Annotated in this window: 26 protein-coding genes; 16 read left to right on the forward strand and 10 right to left on the reverse strand. The window is 66.2% G+C overall.

Annotated features, from left to right (window positions below; translation table 11 throughout):
- Positions 1 to 22: 22 nt before the first annotated feature.
- Together G5C33_RS11975 and tpiA are read right to left on the reverse strand one after the other, a co-directional pair.
- The gene (locus tag G5C33_RS11975; protein ID WP_165327424.1) at positions 23 to 418 is read right to left on the reverse strand and encodes a GFA family protein; all 396 of its coding nucleotides are present in this window, start codon (positions 416 to 418) and stop codon (positions 23 to 25) included.
- Positions 415 to 1,158, reverse strand: a complete 744-nt coding sequence (tpiA, locus tag G5C33_RS11980; RefSeq protein ID WP_165327425.1) for a triose-phosphate isomerase — start codon at positions 1,156 to 1,158, stop codon at positions 415 to 417. Before tpiA ends, G5C33_RS11975 begins: the two co-directional genes overlap by 4 nt.
- Before the next feature lie 122 nt (positions 1,159 to 1,280).
- On the opposite strand from tpiA, the gene G5C33_RS11985 reads away from it, so the two are divergent.
- The 3 genes from G5C33_RS11985 (at position 1,281) to G5C33_RS11995 (ending at position 5,141) form a co-directional block, all read left to right on the forward strand.
- On the forward strand, positions 1,281 to 3,215 hold the full coding sequence (locus tag G5C33_RS11985) for a peptidylprolyl isomerase (RefSeq protein WP_165327426.1): 1,935 nt from the start codon (positions 1,281 to 1,283) through the stop codon (positions 3,213 to 3,215).
- A 7-nt stretch (positions 3,216 to 3,222) separates the two neighbouring features.
- The gene (locus tag G5C33_RS11990; RefSeq protein WP_165327427.1) at positions 3,223 to 4,728 is read left to right on the forward strand and encodes an anthranilate synthase component I family protein; all 1,506 of its coding nucleotides are present in this window, start codon (positions 3,223 to 3,225) and stop codon (positions 4,726 to 4,728) included.
- 80 nt (positions 4,729 to 4,808) lie between these two features.
- Positions 4,809 to 5,141: an energy transducer TonB gene (locus tag G5C33_RS11995; protein ID WP_165327428.1), complete on the forward strand. Its 333-nt coding sequence runs from the start codon at positions 4,809 to 4,811 to the stop codon at positions 5,139 to 5,141.
- A gap of 82 nt (positions 5,142 to 5,223) precedes the next feature.
- On the opposite strand, the gene G5C33_RS12000 is transcribed toward G5C33_RS11995, so the two are convergent.
- Positions 5,224 to 5,643, reverse strand: a complete 420-nt coding sequence (locus tag G5C33_RS12000; protein ID WP_165327429.1) for a hypothetical protein — start codon at positions 5,641 to 5,643, stop codon at positions 5,224 to 5,226.
- Between the two features lie 135 nt (positions 5,644 to 5,778).
- Between G5C33_RS12000 and G5C33_RS12005 the strand changes: the two genes are divergently transcribed.
- From G5C33_RS12005 to G5C33_RS12015, 3 genes are all read left to right on the forward strand, one after another.
- Positions 5,779 to 6,534 carry a phosphodiester glycosidase family protein gene (locus tag G5C33_RS12005; RefSeq protein WP_165327430.1) on the forward strand — a complete coding sequence of 252 codons (756 nt, stop codon included), beginning with the start codon at positions 5,779 to 5,781 and terminating at the stop codon, positions 6,532 to 6,534.
- A gap of 10 nt (positions 6,535 to 6,544) precedes the next feature.
- The gene (locus tag G5C33_RS12010) at positions 6,545 to 7,129 is read left to right on the forward strand and encodes an anthranilate synthase component II (RefSeq protein ID WP_165327431.1); all 585 of its coding nucleotides are present in this window, start codon (positions 6,545 to 6,547) and stop codon (positions 7,127 to 7,129) included.
- A gap of 240 nt (positions 7,130 to 7,369) precedes the next feature.
- Positions 7,370 to 9,289 (forward strand): AAA family ATPase, encoded by a 1,920-nt coding sequence (locus G5C33_RS12015; protein WP_165327432.1) that lies wholly within the window; start codon positions 7,370 to 7,372, stop codon positions 9,287 to 9,289.
- A 226-nt stretch (positions 9,290 to 9,515) separates the two neighbouring features.
- Here G5C33_RS12015 and G5C33_RS12020 read toward each other — a convergent pair whose 3' ends face one another.
- Together G5C33_RS12020 and G5C33_RS12025 are read right to left on the reverse strand one after the other, a co-directional pair.
- A complete protein-coding gene (locus G5C33_RS12020) occupies positions 9,516 to 9,989 on the reverse strand; it encodes a DUF2269 family protein (protein ID WP_206518553.1) in 474 nt (157 codons plus the stop codon).
- On the reverse strand, positions 9,989 to 11,269 hold the full coding sequence (locus G5C33_RS12025; RefSeq protein ID WP_165327434.1) for an SDR family oxidoreductase: 1,281 nt from the start codon (positions 11,267 to 11,269) through the stop codon (positions 9,989 to 9,991). Before G5C33_RS12025 ends, G5C33_RS12020 begins: the two co-directional genes overlap by 1 nt.
- A gap of 140 nt (positions 11,270 to 11,409) precedes the next feature.
- Here G5C33_RS12025 and trpD point away from each other — a divergent pair, with 140 nt between their 5' ends.
- The 5 genes from trpD (at position 11,410) to G5C33_RS19440 (ending at position 14,905) form a co-directional block, all read left to right on the forward strand.
- Positions 11,410 to 12,405 carry an anthranilate phosphoribosyltransferase gene (gene trpD / locus G5C33_RS12030; RefSeq protein ID WP_165327435.1) on the forward strand — a complete coding sequence of 332 codons (996 nt, stop codon included), beginning with the start codon at positions 11,410 to 11,412 and terminating at the stop codon, positions 12,403 to 12,405.
- Positions 12,402 to 13,190: an indole-3-glycerol phosphate synthase TrpC gene (gene trpC, locus G5C33_RS12035; RefSeq protein WP_165327436.1), complete on the forward strand. Its 789-nt coding sequence runs from the start codon at positions 12,402 to 12,404 to the stop codon at positions 13,188 to 13,190. Before trpD ends, trpC begins: the two co-directional genes overlap by 4 nt.
- A gap of 98 nt (positions 13,191 to 13,288) precedes the next feature.
- Entirely contained in the window at positions 13,289 to 13,768 is a 480-nt protein-coding gene (moaC, locus tag G5C33_RS12040; RefSeq protein ID WP_165327437.1) for a cyclic pyranopterin monophosphate synthase MoaC, read from the forward strand.
- 6 nt (positions 13,769 to 13,774) lie between these two features.
- The gene (locus tag G5C33_RS12045) at positions 13,775 to 14,227 is read left to right on the forward strand and encodes a YiiD C-terminal domain-containing protein (RefSeq protein ID WP_206518554.1); all 453 of its coding nucleotides are present in this window, start codon (positions 13,775 to 13,777) and stop codon (positions 14,225 to 14,227) included.
- A 543-nt stretch (positions 14,228 to 14,770) separates the two neighbouring features.
- The gene (locus G5C33_RS19440) at positions 14,771 to 14,905 is read left to right on the forward strand and encodes a hypothetical protein (protein ID WP_266095902.1); all 135 of its coding nucleotides are present in this window, start codon (positions 14,771 to 14,773) and stop codon (positions 14,903 to 14,905) included.
- A gap of 18 nt (positions 14,906 to 14,923) precedes the next feature.
- On the opposite strand, the gene G5C33_RS12050 is transcribed toward G5C33_RS19440, so the two are convergent.
- Complete coding sequence (locus G5C33_RS12050) at positions 14,924 to 15,442, reverse strand: DNA-3-methyladenine glycosylase I (protein WP_407698047.1); 519 nt, start codon at positions 15,440 to 15,442, stop codon at positions 14,924 to 14,926.
- A 305-nt stretch (positions 15,443 to 15,747) separates the two neighbouring features.
- Here G5C33_RS12050 and G5C33_RS12055 point away from each other — a divergent pair, with 305 nt between their 5' ends.
- Complete coding sequence (locus G5C33_RS12055; RefSeq protein WP_165327439.1) at positions 15,748 to 16,938, forward strand: molybdopterin molybdotransferase MoeA; 1,191 nt, start codon at positions 15,748 to 15,750, stop codon at positions 16,936 to 16,938.
- 57 nt (positions 16,939 to 16,995) lie between these two features.
- Positions 16,996 to 17,688, forward strand: a complete 693-nt coding sequence (gene lexA / locus G5C33_RS12060; protein WP_165327440.1) for a transcriptional repressor LexA — start codon at positions 16,996 to 16,998, stop codon at positions 17,686 to 17,688.
- On the opposite strand, the gene G5C33_RS12065 is transcribed toward lexA, so the two are convergent.
- Positions 17,682 to 19,796, reverse strand: a complete 2,115-nt coding sequence (locus G5C33_RS12065) for a ComEC/Rec2 family competence protein (protein ID WP_228275048.1) — start codon at positions 19,794 to 19,796, stop codon at positions 17,682 to 17,684. The genes lexA and G5C33_RS12065 overlap by 7 nt on opposite strands.
- A 139-nt stretch (positions 19,797 to 19,935) precedes the next feature.
- Between G5C33_RS12065 and gltX the strand changes: the two genes are divergently transcribed.
- From gltX to G5C33_RS12080, 3 genes are read left to right on the forward strand one after another with little or no spacing between them, the layout of a single operon-like run.
- Positions 19,936 to 21,345, forward strand: coding sequence for a glutamate--tRNA ligase (gene gltX, locus G5C33_RS12070; RefSeq protein WP_266095903.1), 1,410 nt, complete (start codon positions 19,936 to 19,938; stop codon positions 21,343 to 21,345).
- A gap of 16 nt (positions 21,346 to 21,361) precedes the next feature.
- Complete coding sequence (locus tag G5C33_RS12075; protein WP_165327442.1) at positions 21,362 to 22,645, forward strand: citrate synthase; 1,284 nt, start codon at positions 21,362 to 21,364, stop codon at positions 22,643 to 22,645.
- A 37-nt stretch (positions 22,646 to 22,682) separates the two neighbouring features.
- Positions 22,683 to 22,940 carry a hypothetical protein gene (locus G5C33_RS12080; protein WP_165325328.1) on the forward strand — a complete coding sequence of 86 codons (258 nt, stop codon included), beginning with the start codon at positions 22,683 to 22,685 and terminating at the stop codon, positions 22,938 to 22,940.
- A 198-nt stretch (positions 22,941 to 23,138) separates the two neighbouring features.
- On the opposite strand, the gene G5C33_RS12085 is transcribed toward G5C33_RS12080, so the two are convergent.
- Genes G5C33_RS12085 through G5C33_RS12095 form a run of 3 tightly spaced genes read right to left on the reverse strand, consistent with a single transcriptional unit; the run spans position 23,139 to position 26,859 of the window.
- A complete protein-coding gene (locus G5C33_RS12085; RefSeq protein WP_165327443.1) occupies positions 23,139 to 24,533 on the reverse strand; it encodes a PAS domain-containing sensor histidine kinase in 1,395 nt (464 codons plus the stop codon).
- Complete coding sequence (locus G5C33_RS12090) at positions 24,530 to 25,648, reverse strand: DUF2336 domain-containing protein (protein ID WP_165327444.1); 1,119 nt, start codon at positions 25,646 to 25,648, stop codon at positions 24,530 to 24,532. The genes G5C33_RS12085 and G5C33_RS12090 overlap by 4 nt, the downstream gene beginning before the upstream one ends.
- Positions 25,649 to 25,683: 35 nt before the next feature.
- On the reverse strand, positions 25,684 to 26,859 hold the full coding sequence (locus G5C33_RS12095; RefSeq protein WP_165327445.1) for a hypothetical protein: 1,176 nt from the start codon (positions 26,857 to 26,859) through the stop codon (positions 25,684 to 25,686).
- Positions 26,860 to 26,913: the final 54 nt, after the last annotated feature.

Genomic DNA, 26,913 nt, shown 5'->3' on the forward strand with positions numbered 1-26,913 from the left:
CGCAGGCGCGCGACCGACCGGCTCAGTCGTAATGCGCTACGTCACCGGTGATTGCCACCCAGGCGAGCTTGCGCTCCTCGAAGACCGAATATTCCAGCCTCCCGAAATGCGGATCGTCGAACAGGCCGAGCGGGATCGCCGTGACGCCGGGCATGCTGTCGAGCGTATAGGCCACGGCCACGCCGCATTGCGGGCAGAAGCGATGACGGAACAGGCTGCCGGATTCGCCCACTTCCTCCCACCCGCGCGTCTCGCCGATGATTTCCACGGCATCGTCGGGAAACCGGGCCTGTACGGCAAAGGCACTGCCGCTGCGTCGCTTGCAATTCGAACAATGGCACACCGAGACGCGAACCGGCTCGCCCGTGCAGGCCACCGTCACCGCGCCGCAACGACAGCGTGCCTGCCGCGCGGTCACGCCTTCGCGGCCGCTTCGATGATCGGTACGAACTTCTCCGCCGTCAGGCTCGCTCCGCCGATCAACCCGCCATCGACATCCGAAAGCGCCAGGATCGCGGCGGCGTTGGCCGGATTCATCGATCCGCCATAGAGGATACGGATCGTGTCGGCGGCTTCCTTGCCCGCCAGTTCGCCCAGCTTGGCGCGGATCGCGCCGTGCGTGGCGGCGATTTCATCCTCGGTGGGCGTCTTGCCTGTTCCGATCGCCCAGCGCGGTTCATAGGCGATGGTCAGCCAGTCGCCATGCGCGTCGCCGGGAATCGCCGCGATCTGTTCGGCGACGACGGCCTCGGTCTGGCCCGCGTCGCGTTCCTCCTCGGTCTCGCCGCAGCACAGGATGACGTGCAGCCCCGCCCCGCGCGCCGCCAGCGCCTTCGCCCAGGCGTCGCCGCTCGATTCGCACTGATCCGCGCGCCGCTCCGAATGGCCGACGATCACCAGTCCGGCGCCGGTTTCCGTGAGCATCGCCGCGGAGATACAGCCGGTATGCGCGCCGCTCTGCGCGGCATGCACGTCCTGCGCGCCGACCGGCATCGATCCGGCCGCCGCGACTGCCGGTGCGATCAGCGTGAACGGCACGCACAGCGCGACATCGACTCCCGAATTGTCCGAAGCGGCGCCGGCGATCGATTCGACTTCGCCAAGCTGGGCCTTCAGCCCGTTCATCTTCCAGTTTCCGGCAATGAATTTGCGCCGCATGCGGACCTCCCTTTCCTGCATTCGGGACGGCGATAGCAAAGACTGTCCTGCGCACAAGCTTGAAGGGCGGCGCGCACGGCCCTAAAGCGGCGCGATCACCCCCCTCCATCGAACGGGTTTGCATGCTCAGAGTTTTCCGCAACATCACCAAGTCGCGCATCGGCCTGATCGTGGTGTTCATCGTCCTCGGCATCATTGCGCTGGCATTCGCCGCCGCCGACATCACCGGAATCGGTGGAATCGGTCGCGGATCGGGTGCCGTCGTCGCGCGCGTGGGCGATCGCGAGATCACCGAGAAAGAGCTGAAGGATCGTGTTCAGATCGCGATCGACAATCTGCGCCGTCGCGGACAGACGGTGACGATGGAGCAGTTCCTTGCCGCGGGCGGGCTCGAACGCGCGCTCGACCAGATCATCAGTTCGGCGGCGGCGGAGCAGTTCGCGCGCCGGCACGGCATCCAGGTCAGCCGTCGCCTGATCGACGGTGTGATCGCCAGCAACACCGCCTTTCAGGGCCCGGACGGAAAGTTCGACCAGCAGACCTATGAGACGCTGCTCGCGCGGGAACGCATCTCCGAGGCCGATTTGCGTGCCGACCTGCGTGCCGGCGCCTATACCGACTGGCTGATCGGGCCGACGTCGAATGCCGGCCAGGCGCCGATGGCGCTGGCCGCGCCCTATGCCGCGCTGATGACCGAGGAACGCAAGGGCGCGATCGCCTTCATCCCGATGCTGGCGATGGACCCGGGCGAGGAACCGACCGACGAACAGGTCGCCGAATTCTACGAACAGAACAAGCAGCGCTACACCATCCCCGAGCGCCGCGTGATCCGCTATGCCGAAGTCTCGCCCGAAACGCTCGAGGATCGCACCCGGGCGACCGATGAGGAAATCCAGCAGGCCTATCGCGCCGCGGGCGACCGCTTCGCGGCGACCGAGAAACGCTCGGTCGATCAGCTGATCGTCGGCGATCAGGAAAGCGCCGCGCGCATTGCCGAGGCCGTGAAGGGCGGCCAGTCGATCGCCGCCGCGGCCCGGGCCGAAGGGCTCGAACCGCGTTCGTTCGATTCGGTGACTCGCGAGGCGCTCGCCGAGGAAACCTCCGACGAAGTGGCGCAGGCGGTGTTCGCCGCTGATGCGAACAGCGCGGTCGGCCCGATCCGGTCCCCGCTCGGCTGGCAGGTGCTGCGTGTCTCCTCGGTCGAACAGGTCGCCGCGCGTTCGATCGCGGACGTGCGCGACACGCTTGCCGAGGAAGTGCGCGGAAAGAAACTGGTCCAGGCCCTGGTCACCATGCGCGACGAGATCGGCGACGCGATCGCCGATGGCGGCACCTTCCAGGAAGTGCTCGGCGATACCGGGCTGGAAGCGACATCCACCGCGCCGCTGCTCGCCAATGGCCGCAACCCGGACGAACCGGAGGCCGAGCCCGACGAGGCGCTCCAGCCGCTGCTGAGCGCAGGCTTTCAGATGAGCGCCGATTCGGAGCCGCAGCTGGTGGCGATCGACGACACGCATTTCGCCGTCATCACCGTCGCGAAAATCGTCCCCGCCACGCCGCGCCCGCTCGACGAAATCCGTGATCGCGTCGCGCGCGACTATCGCGTCGACAAGGCTGTCGCCAAGGCGCGCGAAGTCGCGGCGGAAGTGGTCGAGGCCGTGAAGGGCGGCAAGTCGCTGCGCGAGGCACTGGCCGCGACCGGCGAACGTTTGCCCCCGCCCAGCCCGATCGATACGACACGCGCGCGCATCGCACAGATGGGCGAACAGATCCCGCCGCCGGTGCAACTGCTATTCAACATGCAGCCGGGCACCGCGCGCCTGATCGAAGGCAACAGCCGCGAAGGCTATTATGTCGTCCATCTCGAGGCGATCGAACCGCATGATGCGAGTGAGGTCCCCGAGCTGGTCCAGGGCATGCACGGTTCGATCGCGCGCAGCATCGGCAACGAACTCGCCGGTCAGCTTATCGGCGCGCTGCAGCGTGACATCGGCGTTTCGCGCAATGCGGACGCGATCGCACGGGTGCGCCGCGACCTGACCAACCAGGGCAATTGACCGCGCGATGATCGAAGGGGACCGCGCGGCCCGCGAGGCGCTCGGCCAGGGACGCCCGGCGCTGCTCTGGACCCGGCTGGTCGCCGACACCGAAACGCCGGTCGCCGCCGCGCTCAAGCTGATCGAGCCGGGGCGCGGCGACTTCCTCCTTGAATCGGTCGAGGGCGGATCGGTGCGCGGGCGGCACAGCTTTATCGGGCTCGCCCCCGATCTCGTCTTCCGCGCGATCGGCAACGATGCCGCGATCAACGCGCACTGGCGCACCGATCGCGAGGCATTCGTACCGTGCGAACAGCCCGCGCTTGCCGCGCTGCGCGAACTCGTCGCGCAATGCCGGATGGACGTCCCGCCCGAATTGCCGCGCGCGCTTGCCTGCCTTGTCGGCTATTTCGGCTATGAGACCGTCGGACTGGTCGAAAAGCTGCCCCGCCCGCCCGCCAATCCGATCGACGTGCCGGACATGATGTTCGTGCGCCCGACGGTGCTGCTGGTGATCGACCGGCTCGCCGACGCGCTGTTCGTCGTCAGTCCGGTCTGGCCCGGTTCGGGCGATCCTGACGCCGCGATCGCGGCGGGCCATGACCGCATCGAGGCCACGATCGCGCGCCTTCACAGCACGCCGCTGCCCGCACCCGTTCGGATCGACGAAGCGCCCGACGTCGCGCTCGAACCGGTGCTGCCGCCGGGCCGCTATGGCGAAATGGTCGCCGCGGCGAAGGAATATATCGCGGCGGGCGACATTTTTCAGGTGGTGCTGGCGCAGCGCTTCACGACGCCCTTCCCGCTGCCGCCGTTCGAACTCTATCGCGCGCTGCGCCGCGTGAACCCCTCGCCCTTCCTCTATCATCTCGACCTGCCGGGCTTTTCGCTGACCGGATCGAGCCCCGAAATCCTCGTTCGCGTCCGCGACGGCGAAGTCACCATCCGCCCGATCGCGGGCACGCGCCCGCGCGGCGCCACCGCCGCCGAGGACGCGGCGAACCGCGCCAGCCTGCTCGCCGATCCCAAGGAATGCGCAGAGCATCTGATGCTGCTCGATCTCGGCCGCAACGATGTCGGCCGTGTCGCAAGCGCGGGCAGCGTGACCGTCACCGATCGCTACACGGTCGAATTCTACAGCCATGTCATGCACATCGTGTCGAATGTCGTCGGGCAGCTGCGCGACGATCAGGACGCGCTCGACGCGCTGTTCGCGGGCTTCCCCGCAGGCACGGTGTCCGGCGCGCCCAAGGTGCGGGCGTGCCAGATCATCGCCGAACTGGAGGCCGAAACGCGCGGCGCCTATGCCGGCGGCGTCGGCTATTTCTCGCCCGACGGATCGATGGACAGCTGCATCGTCCTGCGCACCGCATTGGTGAAGGACGGCACGATGCACGTTCAGGCCGGTGCCGGCATCGTCGCCGACAGCGAAGCGGCGTACGAACAGCGCGAATGCGAAGCCAAGGCCGGCGCCCTCCTCGCCGCGGCGCGCGAGGCGCTGCGTCAGGCCGCGGAGCCCGGCTTCGGGCAATAAGCCGAAGCTTCATTATTTCGCAGACAAGCCGCGTGAACTCGGTCTAGAAACAGGCTCCTCTCCCGTTTCGGAATGTCGTCATGCTGATCGCCTCCCTTTTGATACTCGCCACCCAGGACGCCGCAGCCGCCGCCACGCCGATCGATCAGGCGAAGTGGATCACCGCCGCGCAATATCCGCAGGGCGCCCGCGACGCCGGCGAAGAAGGCACGGTCGGCTATGTCCTGCTGGTCGATGCCGAGGGTAAGGTCACGAACTGCGCGATTTCGCGCCCGACCCGCTCCTGGCGTCTCGACACCGCCACCTGCCGCATCCTGCGCGAACGCGCCCGCTTCACGCCCGCGCGCGATGCGCAGGGCCGCGCCGTGCCCGGCCGCTTTGAAGGCGCCTTCACCTGGCAACTGGCGCGCTAGGGCCGCGAGCGAAGCGGCGCGTCAATCCCCGCGAAAACGAGGATGCGGCCTCTTCCCGCGTCTCGGATCGACTCCGCGCCCCTTACGGCACCTGCGACTGGCGCTGTTCCTCTTCGAGCCGTTCCTGCGCCCATTGGCGGAGCATTTCGCGCGTGCAGCCGCTCTGCCCGCCCATGCCGATCGTCGAACACCCGCCCGGCAGGCTGGCGCGATTGACTTCCTCGATCACTTCGACGCGGCGAACCCAGCTCGTGCTCGCGCCGGTCTGGTCATGCTCGCGAAACCGCTCGGGGATGCGATAGGGCGACTCCGCGCTCTCCGCGCAGACGACGATCTCGTCCTCGGATTGCGGCGGCGGGCATTCCGCGTCGCCATAGAGGATGACGTTGCGGATACGCGTCGGCACTTGCTCCACCGTTTCCTGCCCGGCGGCGTCCTGTCCCGGGACATCCTGCGCGGGGGCCAGCAGCAGCGCGGCCAGCGAAAGCGATACCAAACTCATTCGATCCTCCAATCGGCCCCGGTTCCCGGCCGGCCATGAGTGCTTGGCGTGGCACTGTGGCGGCGCTAGGGCAAGGCCATGTCATCACGCGCCACCGGGATGCGCCGTTCCCCCAAATGGCAACGAACGCTGTGGATGCCGGTTTTGCTGGCTCTGCTCTCCGGCTGCAATGCGGATGATTCCGCATCGCGCACCGGTGGTTCCGCGATCGATCGCGCCTGCGAGCCGGTGACGTTCGAAGGCACGCCCTTCACTGTCTGCCATGCGATACGCGACAAGCACCGCATCCGCCTGGTCGATCGCGATGCCGATGGCAATCCGATGCGGGACTTTCCCCCGCTCGAAGCACGGCTCGGCGCCGACTGGCCGCGCATCGCCTTCGCCATGAACGCGGGCATGTTCAACGAAGACGGCGCGCCGATCGGCTATTATGTCGAGGCCGGCAACCAGACCAAGCCGCTCAACCGCCGCGAAGGGCCGGGCAATTTCCACTTGCTCCCCAACGGCGTCTTCTGGGGCAATGCCAAGGGCTGGCACGTCACCGAAACCGAGGCCTTCGCCGCCGACCGCCCCGAATTTCCCGATTTCGCCACGCAATCCGGCCCGATGCTGGTGATCGACGGCAGGCTTCACCCAGAATTCAGCGAAAACGGCGTGTCGCAGCTCATCCGCAACGGCGTCGGCGTCGACGAAAAGGGCGACGCATGGTTCGCGATCAGCGAGGCGCCGGTGTCCTTCGGCCGCTTCGCCCGCCTGTTTCGCGACCGGCTGGATTGTCCCGACGCATTGTTCCTCGACGGTCAGGTCTCGCGCCTGTGGGACCCGCCCGGCAATCGCCGCCTGCCCGGCGCGCTGATCGGCCCGATTGTCGTCGTGACGCAGAAGGAGTAGCGCTGGCGCCATGATCCTCGTCATCGACAATTACGATAGCTTCACCTGGAACCTGGTCCATTACCTGATGGAGCTGGGCACCGAGGTAAAGGTCGTCCGCAACGACGCGCTAACCGCCGCCGAGGCGCTGGCAAGCAATGCGCAGGCCTTCCTCATCTCGCCCGGCCCATGCACGCCGAACGAAGCGGGCATCAGCCTCGATCTCGTCGCCGCCTGCGCCGATGCGGGCAAGCCGCTGCTCGGCGTGTGCCTCGGCCATCAGGCGATCGGCCAGCATTTCGGCGGCACCGTGAAACGCGGCGGGCTGATGCACGGCAAGACATGCCCGGTCGAACATGACGGGACGGGGCTGTTCGCGGGCCTCCCCTCGCCCTTCACCGCGACCCGCTATCACTCGCTGATCGTCGAGGACATTCCCGAGGAACTGATCGTCAACGCCACCGCCGACGACGCCAGCGTCATGGGCTTCCGCCACCGCGACCTGCCGATCCACGGCGTCCAGTTTCACCCGGAAAGCATCGCCACCCAGCACGGGCATGCGATGCTGGCGAATTTCCTGAAGGCGGCGGGGATCGGGGCCGAGGTTGTGGGGTGAGGGCTTGGGGTTGTTGGGGGGGGGAGTCGGCTGCTTTGCGAATAATCGCGGTTATCGAGGCCTCTCCACAGTTCGCCTGAAAGCGGACATGCTTGCCGATAGGTCTCATAGGCCGAATCTGGGGACTTACCTGCCGGTCAGTGCGGCAACGAGGAACGCCCGCTTGTGCCAACACCGGCCATTGGGCAGTAGCCAAAGCGCATTGGCGACGCTAGAACAGGTCGGGAACAAGGGGGCATTATGCTGCTTAAGACGGTTCATGTTCAGCACTTCAAGCACGTTCTTGATTCAACCGAGGTCGCAATTCAGCCAGACGTTACCTGTTTGGTGGGCAAGAATGAGTCAGGTAAAACCGCCTTTCTTGAAGCACTTCGTCGCCTGAACCCCGCCCAAGGTAACGTCGATTTCAACATCGGTCGCCACTACCCCGCATGGCTGGAAAAGACTCATCGCCGCCAGGGTAAAGACCTAGAGCTAGTCCAGCCCATCGAAGCGACTTTCGAGTTGCAGGATGCCGACAAGGCCGCCGTCAGCGCGGTATTTGGCGAAGGTGTGCTCACCTCTGACGCATTCACGCTAAGCCGCAAATATGACAACGGGCAGCTTTACACCTACAAGGCGGACGAAGCTAAGGCAGTCGCCAATCTTCTTGCCGACCTAGACCTGCCCAAGAGCGTGACGGAAACTACAAAGAGCATCACGACTTTTGCCTCGTTGCTCTCCGCTGCTGAGAAGCTCACCGCCAACGAAGAAGACGAGCAAATCAAGGCTTCTGGAGAGGCGATTACTGCCAAGGTGACAGCGGCTCTTGGTAAGGGCCTCGATTTCAGAGCCAAGATGCGCGCAATCCTCAAGACGCGCATTCCCAAGTTCTTCTATTATGCCGAGTACAGCCGCCTTCCCGGCATCGTCAAAATTCGGGAGTTGCTGGAAGCGGACGAAGACACCCTTGATGTAGATCTGGCGACGGCGCGTTCGCTGCTGAGTATGGCTGGCGCAGACGACGACTATCTGCTCGACCCGGAGTACGAAACCCGGAAGCGGGAGCTGGAAAACGTCGCTAACGCCATCACGCAGGATGTGCTGACCTATTGGACGACCAATACCGATCTTCGCGTTCTCATAGACATTACGCAGAAGACGGAAGCCCGGCAGAACGGCAATCATGCAGTGCTCGATGAAATGCACGTGCGAATGTACGACAACCGGCACATGCTTTCCCTGCCGTTTGACGAGCGATCATCTGGCTTCCAGTGGTTTTTCTCGTTTCTGTCGGCATTTTCGCGGTACGAGTATGACGATACGCCGGTCATCATATTGCTTGATGAACCCGGCCTTGGCCTACACGCGCGCGCCCAAAAGGATTTCCTCCGCTTCATTGACGAGCGGTTGGCGAAGCGATGCCAGGTCATTTACAGCACACACTCCCCCTTCATGGTCCAGCCCGGCCTGCTAGAGCGGGCGCGGGTCGTCGAAGATAAGGGTCGCGAGACGGGCTCGGTCATTTCCTCAGACGTGCTGACGAACGACCCCGATACCTTGTTCCCCCTGCAAGGTGCCCTTGGTTACGATATCGCGCAGCACCTCCTGATCGCCCAAGACAACCTTGTCGTGGAGGGGCCTTCCGACCTTGCCTACATGTCAACTATCTCGGCCCACTTGAAGGAGAACGGGCGAACCGGGCTCGACGATCGCTGGGCAATAATCCCGGTCGGTGGGGCCGACACGATCCTTACCTTTGTCGCACTTTTGGGCATCCATCTGGACGTGACGGTGCTGGTTGATGCCCGGAAGGAGGGACACCAGCGGCTCGCGACCTTGGCGCAGAACGGCTTCTTGAGTGCAACGCGGATTGTTACAGTCGGTGAGCTCCTGAACCGGAAAGCGGCAGACATTGAAGACCTCTTCACCGCTGCCGACTACCTTCTCCTTTACAACGCTGCATTCGGTAAAAGCATCGCGGAAGGGGACCTGAAAGGCACTGATCCGCTGGTGCGGAAGATCGCGCGCCTAGAGGAAGTTGATCGGTTCGACCACAACCGGCCAGCCGACAGGTTCTTGCGTGATAAGGCGACCTTCCTTCCTCAGCTCTCGAGCACCACGCTCGACAACTTTGAGAAGCTCTTCGTCCGCATCAACGATACCCTGACCAAGCGTTAGGCGCGAACGAGTGGGCCGGTTTTGCGCATGAGCGGACATTCAGACCATCGTGTCGCAATGGCGCATTGTGGGTCGGAAATGGACACGGACGTTGCTACAGCCGAATGTCAGCTTCGCTCAATCCGGTGACCAAGAACAGACAGTCCGAAACCGGCCCAGTTTCCGTCATACCGACTATATGCGTCGACAGACCCCCACCCACATCCAGCGCCCCCACCACCCCCTCTCACCACAGCATCGGCCGCGCCACCATCAGCCAGAAAACCCCCATCAGCCCCAGAAACGCCGGCCAGCCGAGCAGGAACCACAGCCGCATCGTCCGCCGATATTCCGGCCCGAGCGGCGCGCCGCTGTCGGCCGCTTCCTGCGCCAGCCGCTGGGCCCTGATCTGCAGCCACACCACCGGCGCCCAGCACAGGAACGCCAGCGCATAGAGGCCATAGGTCACGATCAGCCACGGCTCGAACAGCGAATATCCGGTCAGGTGAATGAGCGCGATGCCGCTCACCGGCTGCACCAGCCCGCTCGTCCCGGTGAAGATCCAGTCCGCGCGCACCACCATCCGGCCGACCCGCGCGATCAGCGCCGGATCGCCGCTCAGATGCGCGTTCCAGAAATACCAGGCCGTCCCCGCGCCGAACCCGAACAGCACGGTGCTGCTGACGATGTGCAGCCATTTGACGAGCAGATAGAGCTCCATCACCTCTTGTCCCCGATCACGCCATGCACTGCGATCGCCACCATGACCGGCAGGTTCTTGAGGAGAGGCCCGAGCGGATCGAGCCACAGCTGCGGCAGCGCAAACCCGATCACCAGCGTATAGCCCGCCACCACCGCAAGCTGGATCAGCGCGCCGCGCGCCGCCGATCGCCCGAACAGCAGATAGCCCGCAATAGCGATGTCGAGCAGACTGCTGCCATAGCGCAGCGGATCGGCCAGCGCCCGCGGCAGCCCCAGCGCATCCACCAGCTCGCCCGTCCGAGCCGCGCCATAAGCGACGCCCAGCCATGCCGAAGCCAGCCACATCAGCACCAGCACCGCGCGCAGCAGCGGCGCGAGGAAGAACAGCCGCGCATGCCAGCGATCCTGCACCTGCGCGGGCCGATCGCGCAGCGCCGTATCGAGCCCGCGCGGCGCAAAGCCGATCGCATCGGCAAAGGCCGCGCTGTCGCCTGCATTCCCCGCCACCATCTGCACCAGGCTGTTGGTCGCGATCGGTCCGTCGCCCGCCATATCGCCGATCCGGCCGAACAGCCGCATGAGAGGCATCGGCACCGACACGAACCGCGCCCTGCCGAAGCCGAGCCAGCGCCGGTAGCGCGCCAGCAACTCGCGCAGCGTCATCGTTTCCGGCCCCACCGGTTCCAGCGTCGTGCGCGGCGGCACACCGCCTTCGCACGCGATCCGCACGGTCCGCGCCAGATCACGCGCATGGATCGGCGTGAAGGCGAAATCGCCCCTGCCCGGCAGGGTCATGGCAAAGGGCAGCCCCGCCATCCCGCGCATCAGCGAGGTCCCGCCATAGCTGCCGTCGCCATAGACCAAAGAGGGCCGCAGGATCGTCCAGTCGAGCGGCGCCTCGCGCAGCGCCGCCTCGCCAGCCAGCTTGGTCCGCGCATAATCGGTGGCGACATCCGCGCGCGCGCTGATCGCGGAAATCAGGACCACGCGCTTGACCCCGGCCCGCGCCGCCGCGCCATGCAGCGCACGCGGCATCGCGACATGCACCGCTTCCATCTCGCGCCCGCGCAACAGCCCGGCGGCGTTGACGATCACGTCGACACCCGCCAGATGCGGCGCCCAGTCGGCTTCCGCCACTGCCTTCGCCAGATCGATCGAGATGAACCGGGCCTCGGGAAACGCCGCGCCGAGCGCGCCGGTTGCCCGCGCCACCCCGATCACATCATGCCCCGCGCCCAGCAGATCGGCGAGGATATGCCGCCCGATAAAGCCGCCCGCGCCAAGAACCAGAATTCGCATGCGCCCCCCAATGATCGCCCGATAGCATCGCGCCACTGCGGACTGAAGGGGATCGCGCCGGCTCCCCGGAAAGCCAAAGCGGCACGCCCGCCAATCAGGATTTTCTCGACACGGGCCCCGCGCACCGGAATAGAGGCCCGGTGACGACGCTGACGCCCCTGCCCGATCCCGCCACCCCGCTCTCGCGCGAGAGCGCAGCGCAGGCATTCGCCGACATTCTCGACGGCAAGACGTCGGACGAAGCGGTCGCGGCGTTCCTGGTCGCGCTTTCCGAGCGCGGCGAAACCAGCATCGAAATCGCGGAGGCCGCCCGTGCGATGCGTGCACGCCTGATCCCGATCACTGCGCCCGCAGGCGCGATCGACGTCTGCGGGACGGGCGGCGACGGGCAGCATACGCTCAACGTCTCGACTGCCGTCGCGCTCGTCGTCGCGGCGTGCGGCGTGCCGGTCGCCAAGCACGGCAATCGCGCCGCCTCATCCAAATCGGGCGCGGCCGACACGCTCGAAGCGCTCGGCCTCAACCTCGATCGCGCCAGTGCGCAGGCCGAGGCGACGCTTGCGCAAATCGGCATCGCCTTCCTCTTCGCGCAGAAACACCACCCCGCGCTTGCCCGGCTCGGCCCGATCCGCAAGGCGATCGGGCGCCGCACGATCTTCAACCTGCTCGGCCCGCTCGCCAATCCCGCGCGCGTCAAACGCCAGCTGATCGGCATCGCCAGCCCCGGCTTCGCGCCCGTCTATGCGCAGGCGATCGACCAGCTGGGGTTCGAGGGCGCCGCCGTCGTCGCCGGCGAGGAAGGGCTCGACGAGCTTTCCTGCGCCGGCCCCAGTGTAATTATCCCGACCGGCAGCGTCAGCCTGCCCGATCGCATCGCGCCCGAAGACATCGGCCTGCCGCGCCACCCGCTGGCCGCGATTCGCGGCGGCGGGCCGGAGGAGAATGCGGCGGCGCTGCGCAAGCTGCTGCTCGGCGAGCCCGGCGCCTATCGCGACGCCGTCGTCCTCAACGCCGCCGCTGCGCTCGTCGTCGCGGGCCATGCCGCCGCGCTTGCCGATGGCGCTGAACAGGCTGCCGAAGCGCTCGACAACGGACTTGCAAACGCGCTGCTCAACTGCTGGATCGCGGCGTTATGAGTACGATGCTCGACCGGATTCTCGAAGCCAAGCGCGAGGAAGTTGCCGCGCGCAAGGCCGTCACCACCTCGTCCGAACTCGCCGAGCGCATCGCCGCGCAGACGCCGCCGCGCGGCTTCCGTGCAGCGCTCGACGCCAAGGTCGCGGCGGGCGGCTATGGCCTGATCGCCGAAGTCAAGAAAGCCAGCCCGTCCAAGGGGTTGATCCGCGAATCTTTCAATCCGCCCGAACATGCGCGCGCCTATGCGGCGGGCGGCGCGGCCTGCCTCTCGGTGCTTACGGACGAGCGTTGGTTCCAGGGCCATGACCAGTTCCTGATGCTCGCCCGCGCCGCGTGCGAGCTGCCGGTGCTGCGCAAGGATTTCAACATCGACCCCTGGCAGGTGACGGAGGCCCGCGCGATCGGCGCCGACGCGATCCTGATCATCGTCGCCGCGCTCGAGGACGGGCAGATGGCCGAAATCGAAGCCGAAGCGATCGCGCAGGGCATGGACGTGCTGGTCGAAGTCCATGACGAGGCAGAGCTCGACCGGGCATTGGCGCTAAAATCACGACTGATCGGCGTAAATAACCGCAATCTCAAAGACTTCTCGGTATCCTTTGAGCGCACCTATGAACTCGTCGGCAAGGCGCCCCAGGGCTGCACCTTCGTTGCGGAAAGCGGCCTTTCGGGCCGCGCCGATCTCGACGCGATGGCCGGTCACGGCGTCCATTGCTTCCTGATCGGCGAATCGCTGATGCGCCAGGATGACGTCGCGGCGGCGACGCGGGCATTGCTCGCCTGATCCGTACCCCCCGTTCGTCCCGAGCGAAGTCGAGGAACAGCCACCACACCAACGTGTCTCGACTTCGCTCGACACGAACGGATAGGGTGGGCGCTACGATGACCAACCTGACCCATCTCGATGAAACCGGCGCCGCGCAGATGGTCGACGTCGCCGGCAAGCCCGTCACCGCCCGCCGCGCCATCGCCACCGGCCGTATCACCATGTCGCGCGAAGCCGCCGCCGCGATCCGCGAGGGCAGCGTCAAGAAGGGCGACGTCCTCGCCGTCGCGCGCGTCGCCGGGATCATGGCGGCGAAGAAGACCGCCGAGCTCATCCCGCTCTGCCACCCGCTGCCGCTCACCAAGGTGACGATCGACCTCGAACCCGACGAAACCGGTGTCACCGCCACCGCCACCGCCGCGACCGACGGCAAGACCGGCGTCGAAATGGAAGCGCTGACCGCCGTCTCGACAACCCTGCTGACCATCTACGACATGGCAAAGGCAATCGATAAGGCCATGAAAATAAGTGATATTCATTTGCTGAAAAAGACCGGCGGCAAATCGGGCGACTGGAAAGCGGCGACCGACGACTGACCACCCATGATGGATACGGCGGCACTCCAGACCTATCTCCACCAACAGATCCCGCTATCGGCTGCGATGCAGGTGACGGTGCACGCGGCGAACCCGCAAGCGGTCACCCTGGCCGCACCCCTTGCCCCCAATATCAACCATAAGCACACTGTCTTCGGCGGCAGCGCCTCGGCGCTCGCGATCCTTTCGGCTTGGTCGGTGATCCATCTCCGGCTCCTTGCCGAGGGCTTGCCCGGCGAAATCGTCATCCAGTCGAACGAAATCGCCTATGACAAGCCGATCCGCGGAACCTTCGAAGCCACCGGCACGCTCGCCGACGCCGCCTGGCCGATCTTCCGCAAAACGCTCGAACGCCGCGGCCTGGCCCGGATCGAAGCAAGCGCGCGGCTCACCTGCGACGGCGAGCCGGTCGGCAGTCTCACCGGCCGCTTCGTCGCCTTCCTGCGCACGGCGGAATAGCCGCTCGCTTACCTCCGTCGCCCCTGCGCAGGCCGGGGCCTATCGCTATAAGTTACCGGCTGACACATTCAGTTCGCGTTGCGTGTCATATGTTCTGTGAAACGGTACAGGCATGGGCCCCTGCCTGCGCAGGGGCGACGGAAGAATTGGCTCAGAGCCGGCCAGATAAGCGCCGGGCATCGCGCTCCGCCCAACACTACCGGCATTCGGGCGTAATGACGCCGCCCACAATGTCGTCATCCCGGGATCGTCTCGGGCTCCGGCTTCTTCTGCCTTTCAACAGCCGCAGAAAGGAAGCTGCCCCCCCGGCTCAAGGCCGGGGTGGCGGGATGGTCGTGCGAAAGGAAGAGTTCCGATCCCGCCAATCGTGCAACGCCAACTCCTTGCGGATGCACCGCAATTCACGACGACATACGCCAACAACCCCGCGCATCGCGCCCGATCGACAGCTCACCCCTTGCCGCGCACCCGATTCCGCGTGAAACCGATCCCACCCCCACGGGTTAATCGCGCGCAATAATGCGCTGACAGCGGAGCGTTCGAATGAAAAAATCTCTCATCGCCTTCACCCTGCTTGCGGCCTTCGCCACCTCGGGCTGCGTTGCCGTAGCCGCCGGTGTCGCCGGCGCGGGCGCTGTGGCGTGCACCGAAAAGGAAATCGACTGCCCGGTCGACTGATCCGGCCGAACTTCGGCGTCAGGCCGCCACCGCCTGACGCCGGAAACACTCGGGCGCGTGATCATTGACCATCCCCACCGCCTGCATCCAGGCATAGACGATCACCGGTCCGACGAATTTGAACCCGCGCGCCTTGAGCGCCTTTGACATCGCCTCGGATGTCGCGGTCTTCGTCGGAATGTCGCGCCCGCCACTATCCACCGGCGCGCCGCCCGCCAGTTCCCAGGCCCAGACGCCGAAGTCCTCGCCGCTCCCGACCATGTCGCACAAGATGCGTGCCGCGCCGATCGTCGCTTCGATCTTGGCGCGCGAACGGATGATCCCCTCATCCGCCATCAGCCGCGCGATATCCTCCGGCCCGAAGGCCGCGACCTTCACCGGATCGAACCCGGCGAAAGCCCGCCGAAACCCTTCGCGGCGATGCAATATCGTGCGCCAGCTCAGCCCCGCCTGAAACCCCTCAAGCATCAGCATTTCCCAGAGCAGCCGCGAATCGCGCACGGGAACGCCCCATTCGCGGTCATGATAGGTCGTCATCAAGGCATCGCCTTCCGCCCAGCGGCATCGCACTACATCGCCTGTCATTTCGCCCTCGGAACCGAATCGAACGCTGTCGAACATATCAGGAACACAATCCCGGGTCTCCAACAATCGACCCGGCAAGTTTCCGCTGTCCTACACCCCGCCCCCTATGGCAGGACCGCCGGCATGACACCGCACCACTCCGCATCCGGCATATCCCGTCCCCACGCTCTCGCGCGCGCTCGCGCGGGAGCGTGCGCGCGCATGTTACGTCACGACTCAGTGCGACCTTCCGACGCGTTTCCGCGAGTTTCGCCGCAATGACAGTACAACCGCTTCTCCCGGTCGAAGATGCCTTTGCCCGCCTCATCGCGCTCGCCCGACCGCTTCCCGGCGAAACCGTTGCGCTGGCACAGGCCGCCGGCCGGTGGGCGGCCGAAGACATCGCGGCGCGGCGTACCCAGCCCGTCACCGATCTGTCGGCGATGGACGGCTATGCGATCCGCTTTGCCGACCTGCCCGGCCCCTGGGAAGTGATCGGCGAAAGCGCGGCGGGAAGCCGCTTCGTCGGCGACGTCGCCGCGGGCCAGGCGGTGCGGATCTTCACCGGTGCCGCGATGCCGCCGGGCGCCGATTGCGTATTGGTCCAGGAAGAGGCGCTGCGCGACGACGCTTGGCTGCGGCTCGCCGGCGAAGGCCCCGGCCATGTCGGGCGCAACGTTCGCAGGCGCGGGCTCGATTTTGCCGAAGGGGAAACACTGATCGCCGCGGGCGAGCGGCTGACGCCGGCGCGGCTCGCGCTGGCGGGCGTCGCGGGGCTCGGCGACGTGCCGGTGCGCCGCCGCGTGCGCGTCGCCATCGCCGCGACCGGCGACGAACTGGTTGCGCCCGGGATGCCGGTCCGCGCCGATCAGTTGCCCGAAACCAACCGGCTGATGATCGCCGCGCAGCTGGCCGGGTTACCCGTGGAGATCGTCGATCTGGGCATCCTGCCCGACGATCCGGCGCGGCTCGAATCCGCGTTTTCCGCGCTTGACGCCGATCTGCTCGTCACGTCGGGCGGCGCATCGGTCGGCGATCATGATCTGGTACGGCCGGCGCTGGAGGCAGTCGGGGCGCGAATGGACTTCTGGCGCATTGCGCTTCGGCCGGGCAAGCCGATGATGGCGGGCACGCTGGGCGACGCGGTCGTTATCGGCCTTCCGGGCAATCCGGTATCCGCCTTCGTCACGACAATGCTGTTCGTCCGGCCGGCGGTCTGCGCGATGGCCGGCGCGGCCGATCCGCAACCGCCCACGCGCCCGGCGGTCCTCGGCGAACCGCTGGCCGCCAACGGGCCGCGTACCGACTATATGCGCGCGCAGCTTGTCGACGGCCGCGTTCACGTCGCCGACACTCAGGACAGCTCGATGCTGCGCACCCTCGCGCGCGCCGACTGCCTTGTCGTGCGGCCGCCGCATGCGCCCGAGGCGGCGGAAGGCGAGACAGTGACGATCCTCGGCCTTGCTTGACAGCATGCGGAACATTGCATAAACGTTCCGCGTCTGTTCCCAATGAGGGCCGCGGAAATGCTTACCAAGAAGCAGCACGAACTCATCTGTTTCATCGCCGACCGGCTTGAGGAAAGCGGCGTTTCGCCTTCGTTCGAGGAAATGAAGGATGCGCTCGACCTGAAGTCGAAGTCCGGCGTCCACCGGCTGATTTCCGCGCTGGAAGAGCGCGGCTTTCTCCGCCGCCTTCCCAATCGCGCGCGTGCGCTGGAGGTGCTGCGCATGCCCGAACGCGCGGAGACGGCGAAGAAGCCGGTCGCGGCCCCCACCATCGGCGGCAAGGCGCTCGGCGCGGCGGCGCCCGCGCGGTCGCTGCCCCAGCCCGCCAACGACGTGATCGAAGTGCCGCTGCACGGCCGCATCGCCGCGGGTACGCCGATCGAGGCACTTGAAGGGACCGAGATCCTGCCCGTCCCCGCCGCGCTGCTCGGTCCGGGCGATCATTACGCGCTCGAAGTGGCCGGCGATTCGATGGTCGAGGCCGGGATTTTCGACGGTGACTATGCGCTGATCCGCCGTGCCGAGGATGCCCGCGACGGCGAGATCGTCGTGGCGCTGATCGACGATGCCGAAGCGACGCTCAAATATTTCCGGCGCGAAGGCGGCATGGTCCGCCTCGATCCGGCCAATCGCAGCTATGATCCCCAGCGCTATCGCCCCGATCAGGTGCGCGTGCAGGGGCGTCTCGCCGGGCTGCTGCGCCGCTATTGAGGCGGGGGTGACGCGCCGCCCGACGGCGACGTTCGGCGCGGCTTTGGTCGCGCCGCGACGACCCAGGGATGCGCGTCGCCGGGCAGCAAAACGGTGCGCCTGGTCGGTGGGTTGCGCAGCGTGAGCGCCAGGCCGCCGGTCTGGCGGAGCAGCGCCGGGTCGGCTTTTAGCCAGCGTGGCGCACAGGCTTCGGGCAGGCGCCGGTCGGAAACGAAGATGTCGACCGAGCTGCACAATGCGATCAGCTCGGGATAGGGCACGAAATGATCGGTGCGTGTCGCCGCCACGCGCCAGTCGCGCCCGCCGCTGGCGATGTCGGTGACGCAGATATCCTTGCTGCACCGCGCGCCCGGCTGGTCGGCAAGCGTCGCGAGTTCCTGCTCGCTTCCGGCGGTCTCGCCGAACATCGCCCGGGTATAGTCGCCCGCTCGCCCGCGCAGCAGCGCGAAGCGGCCATCGGGCAGCCGGAGTGCCATATGCTTGCCTTGGCCGCCGATGATGATGTCGGGCGCCGGTGTCGCCACTGCCCACGCTACCCCGCCGGCAATGGCGATCAGCCCGGCGAACCGTACCCGCGTCCGCCACAGCGCCAGCCAGAGGCCGCCTGCGACCATTGCGACAAAGGCACCTCTGGCCATTGTCGGCAGGCTCGCGACCGAGCCGGGCGCGTTCGCGGTGGCGTGCGCCAGCGCGAGCAACGCGTCGAGCGCCAGCCCGGTCAGCCACCAGAACGGGGCGCCGAGGCCGACGACATCGAACAGAAGCGCGAGCGCTTCGAGCGGCATGACGACGAAAGTGGTCAGCGGGATCGCAACGACATTGGCAAGCGCGCCGTAGATTCCGGCTTTGTGGAAATGAAACAGCGCAATCGGCATCAGCGCCACTTCGACCACCAGCCCCGTCAGCAGCAGCGATGCGAGGATTCGTGCCGCCCGTCGCCACCAGGCCTCTTCTCGTCGGGCGATCCAGCGCCGCACCAGCGCGCTTTCATGCAGCGCCACGATTGCCGTGACCGCGGCGAAACTCAGCTGAAAACTGGGTCCGGCAAGCGATTCGGGCCACAGCAGGAGCACGATCAGCGCACCCGCCGCGATCAGCCGCAGCGTGATCGCCTCCCGCCCCAGCGCCATCGCCAGCAGCACAAGCAGCGCGGCCGCGCAGCTCCGCACGGTCGGTACCTGTGCTCCAGTGAGTATCGTATAGCCGATCGCGGCAAGCGCCCCGGCGCCGGCGGCCACCAGCGGCAGGCGCACCCGCAGCGCAAGCCAGGGGCTGAGCGCCAGCGCCCTGAGCACCAGCAGCATCGTCGCGCCGGTAACCGCGGTGACGTGGAGCCCGCTGATCGACAGCAGATGCGCCAGGCCCGATCGCCGCATCGCTTCGGCATCGCCATCCGAAATCCCGCCGCGATCTCCGGTCGCGAGCGTTGCGGCGATCGCCCCCGCCCCGCCGTCGAGTCGACTGCGCACATGATCCGCAAGGCGATGTCGCATCTCGCCCCGGTTCGGCCCGCGCGCGATCACTTCGACCGGGTCGAAGGCACGTCCGGTGGCGCCCAGTCCTTCGAACCAGGCGACGCGGGAGAAATCATAAGCGCCCGGAACCATCGCGGGCGGCGGCGGCATCAACCAGCTACGCAGCTTGAGGCTGGCACCGCGTACCGTGCCGTCGGGCAGATCCTTCTCGGCGATGTTGACGCGCACCTTGGGCGGCAGGCGCGGCTGCGGATCGGTGGCGAGCGTGACGCGGAGGAGTTCGCGAGCCGGCAGCGGTTCGACTTCGACGATTTCGCCGGTCAGCGTGAACACACCCGGCCAGGTCAGCACCGGCGCGGCCACGCGCTCGGCGCGCCACCAGATCAGCCCGCACCCCAGTGCAACCAGCGCCGCTCCGACCGCCAGCCCGCGCACCGCCCTCCCCGGGCCGGCGAGCGCAGTGGCGAACAGCGCCGTCGCGATCGCGGCGAAGATCAATGCCCACCATTGCTCCGGGCGCGCCAGCGCGAACCAGGCGGCGATGCCGCTGCCCAGCAGCACGGGAATCCACAGCGGAAGCTGGTCGCGCTCGGCCTCGAGCCATCGCTCGATGCCGCTATGAATCCATCGCAATGCCGATCGCGCCGCGATTTGAAGCGGCGGAAAGCCCGTGCTAGGGGCGTGCCCGGCTGAACTGGCCATCAATTTTTCTGTCTGGGAGCAAGCGCGGTTGGGCGCAAGGTCTGAAACCGGCGGGACGCCGGGCGAGGTGGTGACTCGATTTGCCCCTTCGCCCACCGGGTTCCTGCATATCGGCGGCGCGCGTACCGCGCTGTTCAATTATCTCTTTGCCCGCCATCACGGCGGCAAATTCCTGCTGCGTATCGAAGACACCGATCGCGCCCGCTCGACCGATGCGGCGATCGAAGCGATTTTCGACGGGCTGCGCTGGCTTGGGCTCGAAAGCGACGAGGAACCCGTGTTCCAGTTCTCGCGCCAGGCCCGCCACGCCGAAGTGGCGCATAAGCTGCTCGCCGCCGGTCACGCCTATAAATGCTTCGCGACCGCCGAAGAGCTTGCCGAGCTGCGCGAAAGCCAGCGCGCGGCGGGCAAGCCCATCCGCTATGACGGCCGCTGGCGCGACCGCGATCCGGCCGAAGGCGGCGACAAGCCGTTCGTGGTCCGGCTTAAGGCGCCGCGCGAAGGCGCCGTCACCATCGCCGATCAGGTGCAGGGCGACGTCACCGTGCAGAACAGCGAAATCGACGATTTCGTGCTGCTCCGTTCGGACGGCACGCCGACCTACATGCTTGCGGTGGTGGTTGACGACAATGATATGGGTGTGACGCACGTTATTCGCGGCGACGATCATCTGAACAATGCCTTTCGCCAGCTTCCCATCTATCGGGCGATGCGGGCGATCGAAGGCGGCTGGACCGATCCGGTCTATGCCCATGTGCCGCTGATCCACGGCGCGGACGGTGCGAAGCTGTCGAAACGCCACGGTGCGCTCGGGGTCGATGCGTATCGCGACGAACTCGGGCTGCTGCCTGAAGCAGTCTCCAACTATCTGCTCCGCCTCGGCTGGGGTCATGGCGACGCGGAGATCATCAGTCGCGAGCAGGCAGTCGAATGGTTCACGCTCGAAGGCGTCGGCAGATCACCAGCACGGTTCGATTTGAAGAAGCTGGAGAACCTGAACGGTCATTATATTCGCGAGGCCGATGATTCCCGCCTCGCGGATCTGGTGGCGGAGCGGCTCCCCTTCGCGCCCTCGGATTCGGACCTGGATTTGCTGCGGCGCGGCATGGCGGTGCTCAAGGTGCGGGCAGCCAATCTGCTGGAACTTGCTGAAGGCGCCATGTTCCTTTTTCGCAAGCGCCCACTGGAATTGGACGAAGCGGCGACGGCTCTGCTAAAGGGCGATGCGCCTACTTTGCTGGCCCGGGTACACGCGGCGCTTGACGCCGCTGCTTCCTGGGATACGGAGGTTCTCGAAACGGCGGTACGTCAGGTCGCCGAAGATGCCGGAGTGAAGCTGGGCGCGGTTGCTCAGCCGCTGCGCGCCGCGCTTACCGGGCGGCGTACATCGCCCGGCATCTTCGATGTCCTAGTACTGCTTGGCCGTGAGGAAAGCCTGGGACGACTCGCTGATCAGATGTCCGCCCCGGCCGAAGGTTGAACGAAAGGATGTATGCATGACCGAGACCGCGAAGCTCTCTGCGGGTGGGAATGAAACCGAATATCCGGTGCTGAACGGCAGCGTCGGCCCCGATGTGGTCGACATCCGCAAGCTCTACGCAAGCACGGGCATGTTCACCTACGACCCCGGCTTCACGTCAACGGCGAGCTGCGAAAGCGGCCTCACCTATATCGACGGCGATGAAGGCGTGCTGCTTCACCGCGGCTATCCGATCGGCCAGCTCGCCGAACAGTCGAGCTTCATGGAAGTCGCCTATCTGCTGCTCAACGGCGAACTGCCTTCGCAGGACGAGCTGGGCAAATTCACCTGGACGATCAGCCGCCACACCATGCTGCACGAGCAGCTCGCGACCTTCTTCCGCGGTTTCCGTCGCGACGCACATCCGATGGCGATCATGTGCGGCGCGGTCGGCGCGCTTTCGGCATTCTATCATGATTCGACCGACATCACCGATCCGTATCAGCGCATGGTTGCCAGCCACCGGCTGATCGCCAAGATGCCGACGATCGCGGCGATGGCGTATAAATACGCGATTGGACAGCCGTTCCTCTACCCGGACAATTCGCTGAGCTATACGGGCAATTTCCTGCGCATGACCTTCGGCGTGCCGGCAGAGCCCTATGAAGTGAATCCGGCGGTCGAAAAGGCGATGGACCGGATCTTCATCCTCCATGCCGACCATGAACAGAACGCGTCGACCTCGACCGTGCGTCTGGCCGGTTCGTCAGGCGCCAATCCGTTCGCGTGCATCGCGGCCGGCATCGCCTGTCTGTGGGGCCCGGCGCATGGCGGCGCGAACGAAGCCGCGCTCAACATGCTGCGCGAAATCGGCCGCCCGGAGCGCATCCCCGAATATATCGCCCGCGCCAAGAACAAAGACGATCCGTTCCGCCTGATGGGCTTCGGCCACCGCGTCTACAAGAATTACGATCCCCGCGCGACGGTGATGCAGCAAACGGTGCGCGAAGTGTTCGAAGCGCTCAACGTCACCGATCCGGTGTTCGAAACGGCGCTGAAGCTGGAGGAAATCGCCCTGAACGACGATTATTTCGTCGAGAAGAAGCTGTTCCCGAACGTCGACTTCTATTCGGGCGTCATCCTGTCGGCGATTGGTTTCCCGACCGAGATGTTCACGGTGCTCTTCGCGCTCGCCCGCACCGTCGGCTGGGTCGCGCAGTGGAACGAGATGATTTCGGACCCCGCCCAGAAAATCGGCCGCCCGCGGCAGCTCTATACCGGGCCGACGCAGCGCGACTATATTCCGGTTAGCCAGCGCTGATCCGCTGAACCCTGCCCGGCGAAGCGAGGAGTTCGTCATGCGACAGAATATTCTGATCTTTGCCGGGATCATCGGTGTGTTGGCAGGCGTGGTATTCATGCTGCAGGGCGCGGGTATCCTCCGCGCGCCTGCCGACAGCTTCATGATCGACGACGGCCAATGGATCACCAATGGCGCGATCCTTGCCGTGCTTAGCCTGATCCTAATCGGTGGCGCGCGCCTGGTTCCGACAAGGGCCGAGGAAAAGGCGCGGAAAAAGGCCGAGAAGGAAGCGCGGGCGACCGACGCCGAATAGTCCCGCGCCTACGTTGGGGCGCCATTTGCCCAAATCACTTCCGTTGACCCTGGGCTTGTCGAAGGGCCGTCCTTCTTCTTTGCTACATTGGAAGAAGGCCAGAGCGGTGCTTCGACAAGCTCAGCACCAACGGTTTTGGCTCTTTGTTGGCTCTAACAGTTTGGTTTAGGCTGTGTTTGGAATCGCAGACGCAGCCGCTCAGCTATCCCGCCACGGCAGCGTGAACACGAACCGCGCGCCCATTCCCGGCGCGCTGTCCACGGTCAGGTCCCCGCCCATCGCCCGTGCGAGCCGGCGCGCGATATAAAGGCCGAGCCCGCTGCCGCCCGGTTCGCTGGGATCGACGCGACCGAACTTCTCGAAGATCTTCGCTTGGTCTTCCTCGGCAATTCCCTTGCCCTGATCGGCGACGATCACGCAGCCCATATCGCCTTCGCGTTCCATTCGGATCCACACCATCGATCCGGGCGGCGAATAGCGAACCGCATTGCCGATCAGATTGACCAGTACCTGCAGCGCACGGCGATACTCGCCGGTCACCGGCACATGCTCGTCGGGGGCGGGCTTGTCGATCCGCACGTCGGCCTGTGATGCGCGCACCGCGAGCAGCCCCGCCGCGCGCCGTGCGGCATCGGCCAGATCGAGCGGTTCGGCTTCCGTGCTGAAATCGTCGCGTTCGATCGCCTGCAGATCGACCAGATCGTCAATCAGGCCAAGCAGATGCCGCCCGGCATTAGCGATATCGCTGGCATATTCGGCATAGTCGTCCTTCAACTCGCCTTCGGTTCGGGCGCTGATAGAATCGGCATTGGCGATGATCTTGCCCAGCGGCCCCCGCAATGCGCGGTCGAGCCGCTGGCTGAAGCTATCGGGGAACCCGCCGAACGAAGGCGCGACGGGCACCGGAGCATCGACCTTGGGCGCCACCGGAGGCGATTCGAGCATATGCGCCGCGCCGACAAACCCCGCGAAACGCCCCGCCGGATCAGTACGCGGCGTGGCATCGAGCCGCACCATGCGACCGGTGCCCCGCAGCTCCGCTTTCTGGCCGTCGAAACGGCGCTGTGCCGCCACTGCGCCCAAAATGGGAAGCTCGCCCGCGTCATCCTCGGCCAGCGCAAACAACCGGGTAAGCGGTTGGCCCAGCATCGTACTCGATTCAAACCCGTAGCGGGCGCCTGCCTCGATCGAGAGATAGGTAATGCGGAGCGACGCATCGGTTTCCCACAGCCAGTCGGCCGCCGAGCGGAAGAAATCGCGCGCACGCTCGGGCTCCGGTGCGGGTGCACGCCAAGCCGCCCGCGGCCGCCAGCCGCTGACTTCCAGACGCACGCCATTCTCTTCGGGTTCGGCGCGCACCCAGAGTTCGAGATCATCCTCGCCATCGGCGGCGATGATGTTGCGTGAAATCGCGATCCCGAGCCGCTGCGCCAGCCGCGCAATCGTCGCGACCTGCGGTACGGCGAGCGCCGAACCGGGGCCGCCGCCGGCGCGTTCGTTAAGTTCGGCGAGCCGCGCTTCGGCGTCGATCAGGCGGCCGTCCTTGTCGACCCTGCCGATCGCTACCGGGAGCGATGGATCGATCGCGTTCATCCCTCCCCTCCCGAGCGTTCCAGCGCCAAAAGCGCAGCACGATAATCGGGATGCAGACGCAACGGCGCAAGCGCTTCGCGCGCCTCCGCCGGAGGGATGGTACAGATTTCGTCGAGACGGTCAGCGAGTGCCTCGAGGTCGCGCCGCGGGTCGCTTTCGCAGAACGCATAGCCGATCTGCGCAATCGCATCGCGCGAACAATCAAGCGCGCGCAACGCCACCCATAGCCGCTCGCCACCCGGATCGAGCACCATTTCGCGGGCGGGCGAATAGCCGATGCCGAGCGCGTGACCGAGAAAGGCAGTGAACAAGACGATCCGCCGATCCCCAAGCGATTCCACCAGCAATTGCGGCAATTCCGCGGGCTGGGCGTCGACCGCAGAGGCAAAGCGCAGCGCGGCCGCCTCGAGCCGGTCGCCTTCGTCATAGGCGGCGAGACTGCGCTGCGCTGCCTCGGTAAGCGCCTGGTCGAGTGCGACGATCGCGCCGTTGGCCGTTTTCACTGTGCGCTCACGCAGCGCTGCGGCGACCCACCAGACCAGCTTGTGATGGAGCTCGGCCGGCAAATCGGTCTGCGACAATTGTCCCGTTTCGGGACTGCCCCGACGACGACTTTCGGCAATCATCACATCCATTGCGCCCGCCGCGAGCACGCGATCGGGATGCTGGACATAACGATTGATCAGACTCGGGCGCTCGGGGTCGTCGGGGGCCTGCATCGGCAGTGCCGCACCCAGCAACTCCTGCCGCACCCGCGCCATGAGTTCCGCCATCAGCTCCGAATCGCGGAGCAGCCCGGAAGCCATCAGCCGCGCCATGACCGGCGGTGCCTCGGCGCCGAGCGCGCCGGCAATATCCGGCTGATTCCGGCTGGAAAGCAGGCGAACCGCGTGCGCGCGCACTTCACTTTCAACCGTTTCGACAAGCCCGCGCAACAACACCGTGAGCGCCGAACGGGTGCGTTCGTCGAGTCGCGATTCCTCGGGAAGGAAAAAATCGTCCACCGCCACCATCAATGTTCGAAAAGCGCGCATTTCCTCAGCCGCCGCACGCGCGAGCAGCTTGTTGGCGCCGATGGTGGCGCCATCGCGCATGTCGACGGGGTTGTCCGACATGTTCCTCGAATAGCGGAAGTGTCCTTAAAAGGAGACTAAGCCTTTTCTCGAGTCGTCTCAACTGCGGCAACGAGCGTCACGAAGGAATATGTCGCGATTACGCCAAGGCCGGTCGCAAGCCAGTCGGCAAAGGCGAAGGGCGTGAGGATCAGAAGATAGGCCGAAGGGCTGCCCCACCATCGCCGATGGCGCGCGCCGCTGCGTTCGGACAGGGCATGGAGCAATACCGCGGCGACGGCCAGAACGGCCCCCGTCGCGGTCCATTCGCTCACCGATTCGCGCCACCCGGCGATCAGCACGGCGGCAGCGGCCAGAAACCCGATCAGTCCCTCGAACAGATCGGCTCGCCTGTCCTCGCCGCGCAGCGCCGCCATCGCGCCGCCGGTGGCGAACAGCGCAGTCGCCAGCAGGGCGGCGACCAGGCCTCCCCCGTCGACATCGAATGCCATCGCGGCGAGCCCGCCGATACCGAACAGGCTGCCCAGCGCAGCAAGAGCGATCGCGGGGATGTTCCGCTCGACGAGTTTCGGCAGCACCAGCCGGGCGAGGCGCGTGAAAATCCAGCGATCGGCCCAGGTCGTGCGCCGCTCGGTCAGCGCGGCCAGCACCGCATTGCTGCGCGAGGCGAGTCGCTCGGCGCTGCGATCGACCATATGGCCGCCGCGTTCCCACGTCTGCGTCAGTTGAACATGCTCCGCCCGTGCCTCGACCGCGGCACGCAGCAGCGCCGACTGGAAATCCCAATCGTCGGGCATCCGTGCGATGGCGCCCAGATGATGCGCAGGAACGCGCGCGATACCGGCCCAGCAATCGCGCATGTCGAGCCGCTCGATCGCCGCGGGCGAATTGGGGTCGGTGGTCACCAGCAGCGCCTCCGCCCCTTCCGCGGCCATACGGTCCATTACCGGATCGGTCGTGACCAGGCTGTCGGCAAGCACCAGCACGCGCGAAAGCGGATGCGCCTTGAGCGCGGCCTCCTCGGCCGATCGGACGATATCGACCGGAACGCCGCGCTTGCCCGCGCGTGCCACCGCGCCGAGCAGCGCAGGCGTCACGCGCGCGACGGCCACCATGATCTGGCCGGCGCCGGCACCGATCAGCAGCCGCACTTGATATTCGAGAAGCGTCATGCCGCCGAACGGCAGCGTCGCGGCGAGCGTACCCGACCGGTCTTCTGCATCCTCGGTGGCGAAAATCAGGCCCGCCAGCATGTCCGGGGCTCTAGGAGGTTCGGACGCGCCACGCAATCCGCGCGGTCGCGCTCC

The organism is Sphingosinithalassobacter tenebrarum (assembly GCF_011057975.1).
GTDB lineage: Bacteria > Pseudomonadota > Alphaproteobacteria > Sphingomonadales > Sphingomonadaceae > Sphingomonas > Sphingomonas tenebrarum.

What these genes read in the sequence shown, in the direction of transcription:
- tpiA (WP_165327425.1), bottom strand. Translation starts at nt 1,158, where the DNA reads ATGCGGCGCAAATTCATTGCCGGAAACTGGAAGATGAACGGGCTGAAG.
- G5C33_RS11985 (WP_165327426.1), top strand. Translation starts at nt 1,281, where the DNA reads ATGCTCAGAGTTTTCCGCAACATCACCAAGTCGCGCATCGGCCTGATC.
- G5C33_RS11990 (WP_165327427.1), top strand. Translation starts at nt 3,223, where the DNA reads ATGATCGAAGGGGACCGCGCGGCCCGCGAGGCGCTCGGCCAGGGACGC.
- G5C33_RS11995 (WP_165327428.1), top strand. Translation starts at nt 4,809, where the DNA reads ATGCTGATCGCCTCCCTTTTGATACTCGCCACCCAGGACGCCGCAGCC.
- G5C33_RS12000 (WP_165327429.1), bottom strand. Translation starts at nt 5,643, where the DNA reads ATGAGTTTGGTATCGCTTTCGCTGGCCGCGCTGCTGCTGGCCCCCGCG.
- G5C33_RS12005 (WP_165327430.1), top strand. Translation starts at nt 5,779, where the DNA reads ATGCCGGTTTTGCTGGCTCTGCTCTCCGGCTGCAATGCGGATGATTCC.
- G5C33_RS12010 (WP_165327431.1), top strand. Translation starts at nt 6,545, where the DNA reads ATGATCCTCGTCATCGACAATTACGATAGCTTCACCTGGAACCTGGTC.
- G5C33_RS12015 (WP_165327432.1), top strand. Translation starts at nt 7,370, where the DNA reads ATGCTGCTTAAGACGGTTCATGTTCAGCACTTCAAGCACGTTCTTGAT.
- G5C33_RS12020 (WP_206518553.1), bottom strand. Translation starts at nt 9,989, where the DNA reads ATGGAGCTCTATCTGCTCGTCAAATGGCTGCACATCGTCAGCAGCACC.
- G5C33_RS12025 (WP_165327434.1), bottom strand. Translation starts at nt 11,269, where the DNA reads ATGCGAATTCTGGTTCTTGGCGCGGGCGGCTTTATCGGGCGGCATATC.
- trpC (WP_165327436.1), top strand. Translation starts at nt 12,402, where the DNA reads ATGAGTACGATGCTCGACCGGATTCTCGAAGCCAAGCGCGAGGAAGTT.
- moaC (WP_165327437.1), top strand. Translation starts at nt 13,289, where the DNA reads ATGACCAACCTGACCCATCTCGATGAAACCGGCGCCGCGCAGATGGTC.
- G5C33_RS12045 (WP_206518554.1), top strand. Translation starts at nt 13,775, where the DNA reads ATGATGGATACGGCGGCACTCCAGACCTATCTCCACCAACAGATCCCG.
- G5C33_RS19440 (WP_266095902.1), top strand. Translation starts at nt 14,771, where the DNA reads ATGAAAAAATCTCTCATCGCCTTCACCCTGCTTGCGGCCTTCGCCACC.
- G5C33_RS12050 (WP_407698047.1), bottom strand. Translation starts at nt 15,442, where the DNA reads ATGACGACCTATCATGACCGCGAATGGGGCGTTCCCGTGCGCGATTCG.
- G5C33_RS12055 (WP_165327439.1), top strand. Translation starts at nt 15,748, where the DNA reads ATGACAGTACAACCGCTTCTCCCGGTCGAAGATGCCTTTGCCCGCCTC.
- lexA (WP_165327440.1), top strand. Translation starts at nt 16,996, where the DNA reads ATGCTTACCAAGAAGCAGCACGAACTCATCTGTTTCATCGCCGACCGG.
- G5C33_RS12075 (WP_165327442.1), top strand. Translation starts at nt 21,362, where the DNA reads ATGACCGAGACCGCGAAGCTCTCTGCGGGTGGGAATGAAACCGAATAT.
- G5C33_RS12080 (WP_165325328.1), top strand. Translation starts at nt 22,683, where the DNA reads ATGCGACAGAATATTCTGATCTTTGCCGGGATCATCGGTGTGTTGGCA.
- G5C33_RS12085 (WP_165327443.1), bottom strand. Translation starts at nt 24,533, where the DNA reads ATGAACGCGATCGATCCATCGCTCCCGGTAGCGATCGGCAGGGTCGAC.
- G5C33_RS12090 (WP_165327444.1), bottom strand. Translation starts at nt 25,648, where the DNA reads ATGTCGGACAACCCCGTCGACATGCGCGATGGCGCCACCATCGGCGCC.
- G5C33_RS12095 (WP_165327445.1), bottom strand. Translation starts at nt 26,859, where the DNA reads ATGCTGGCGGGCCTGATTTTCGCCACCGAGGATGCAGAAGACCGGTCG.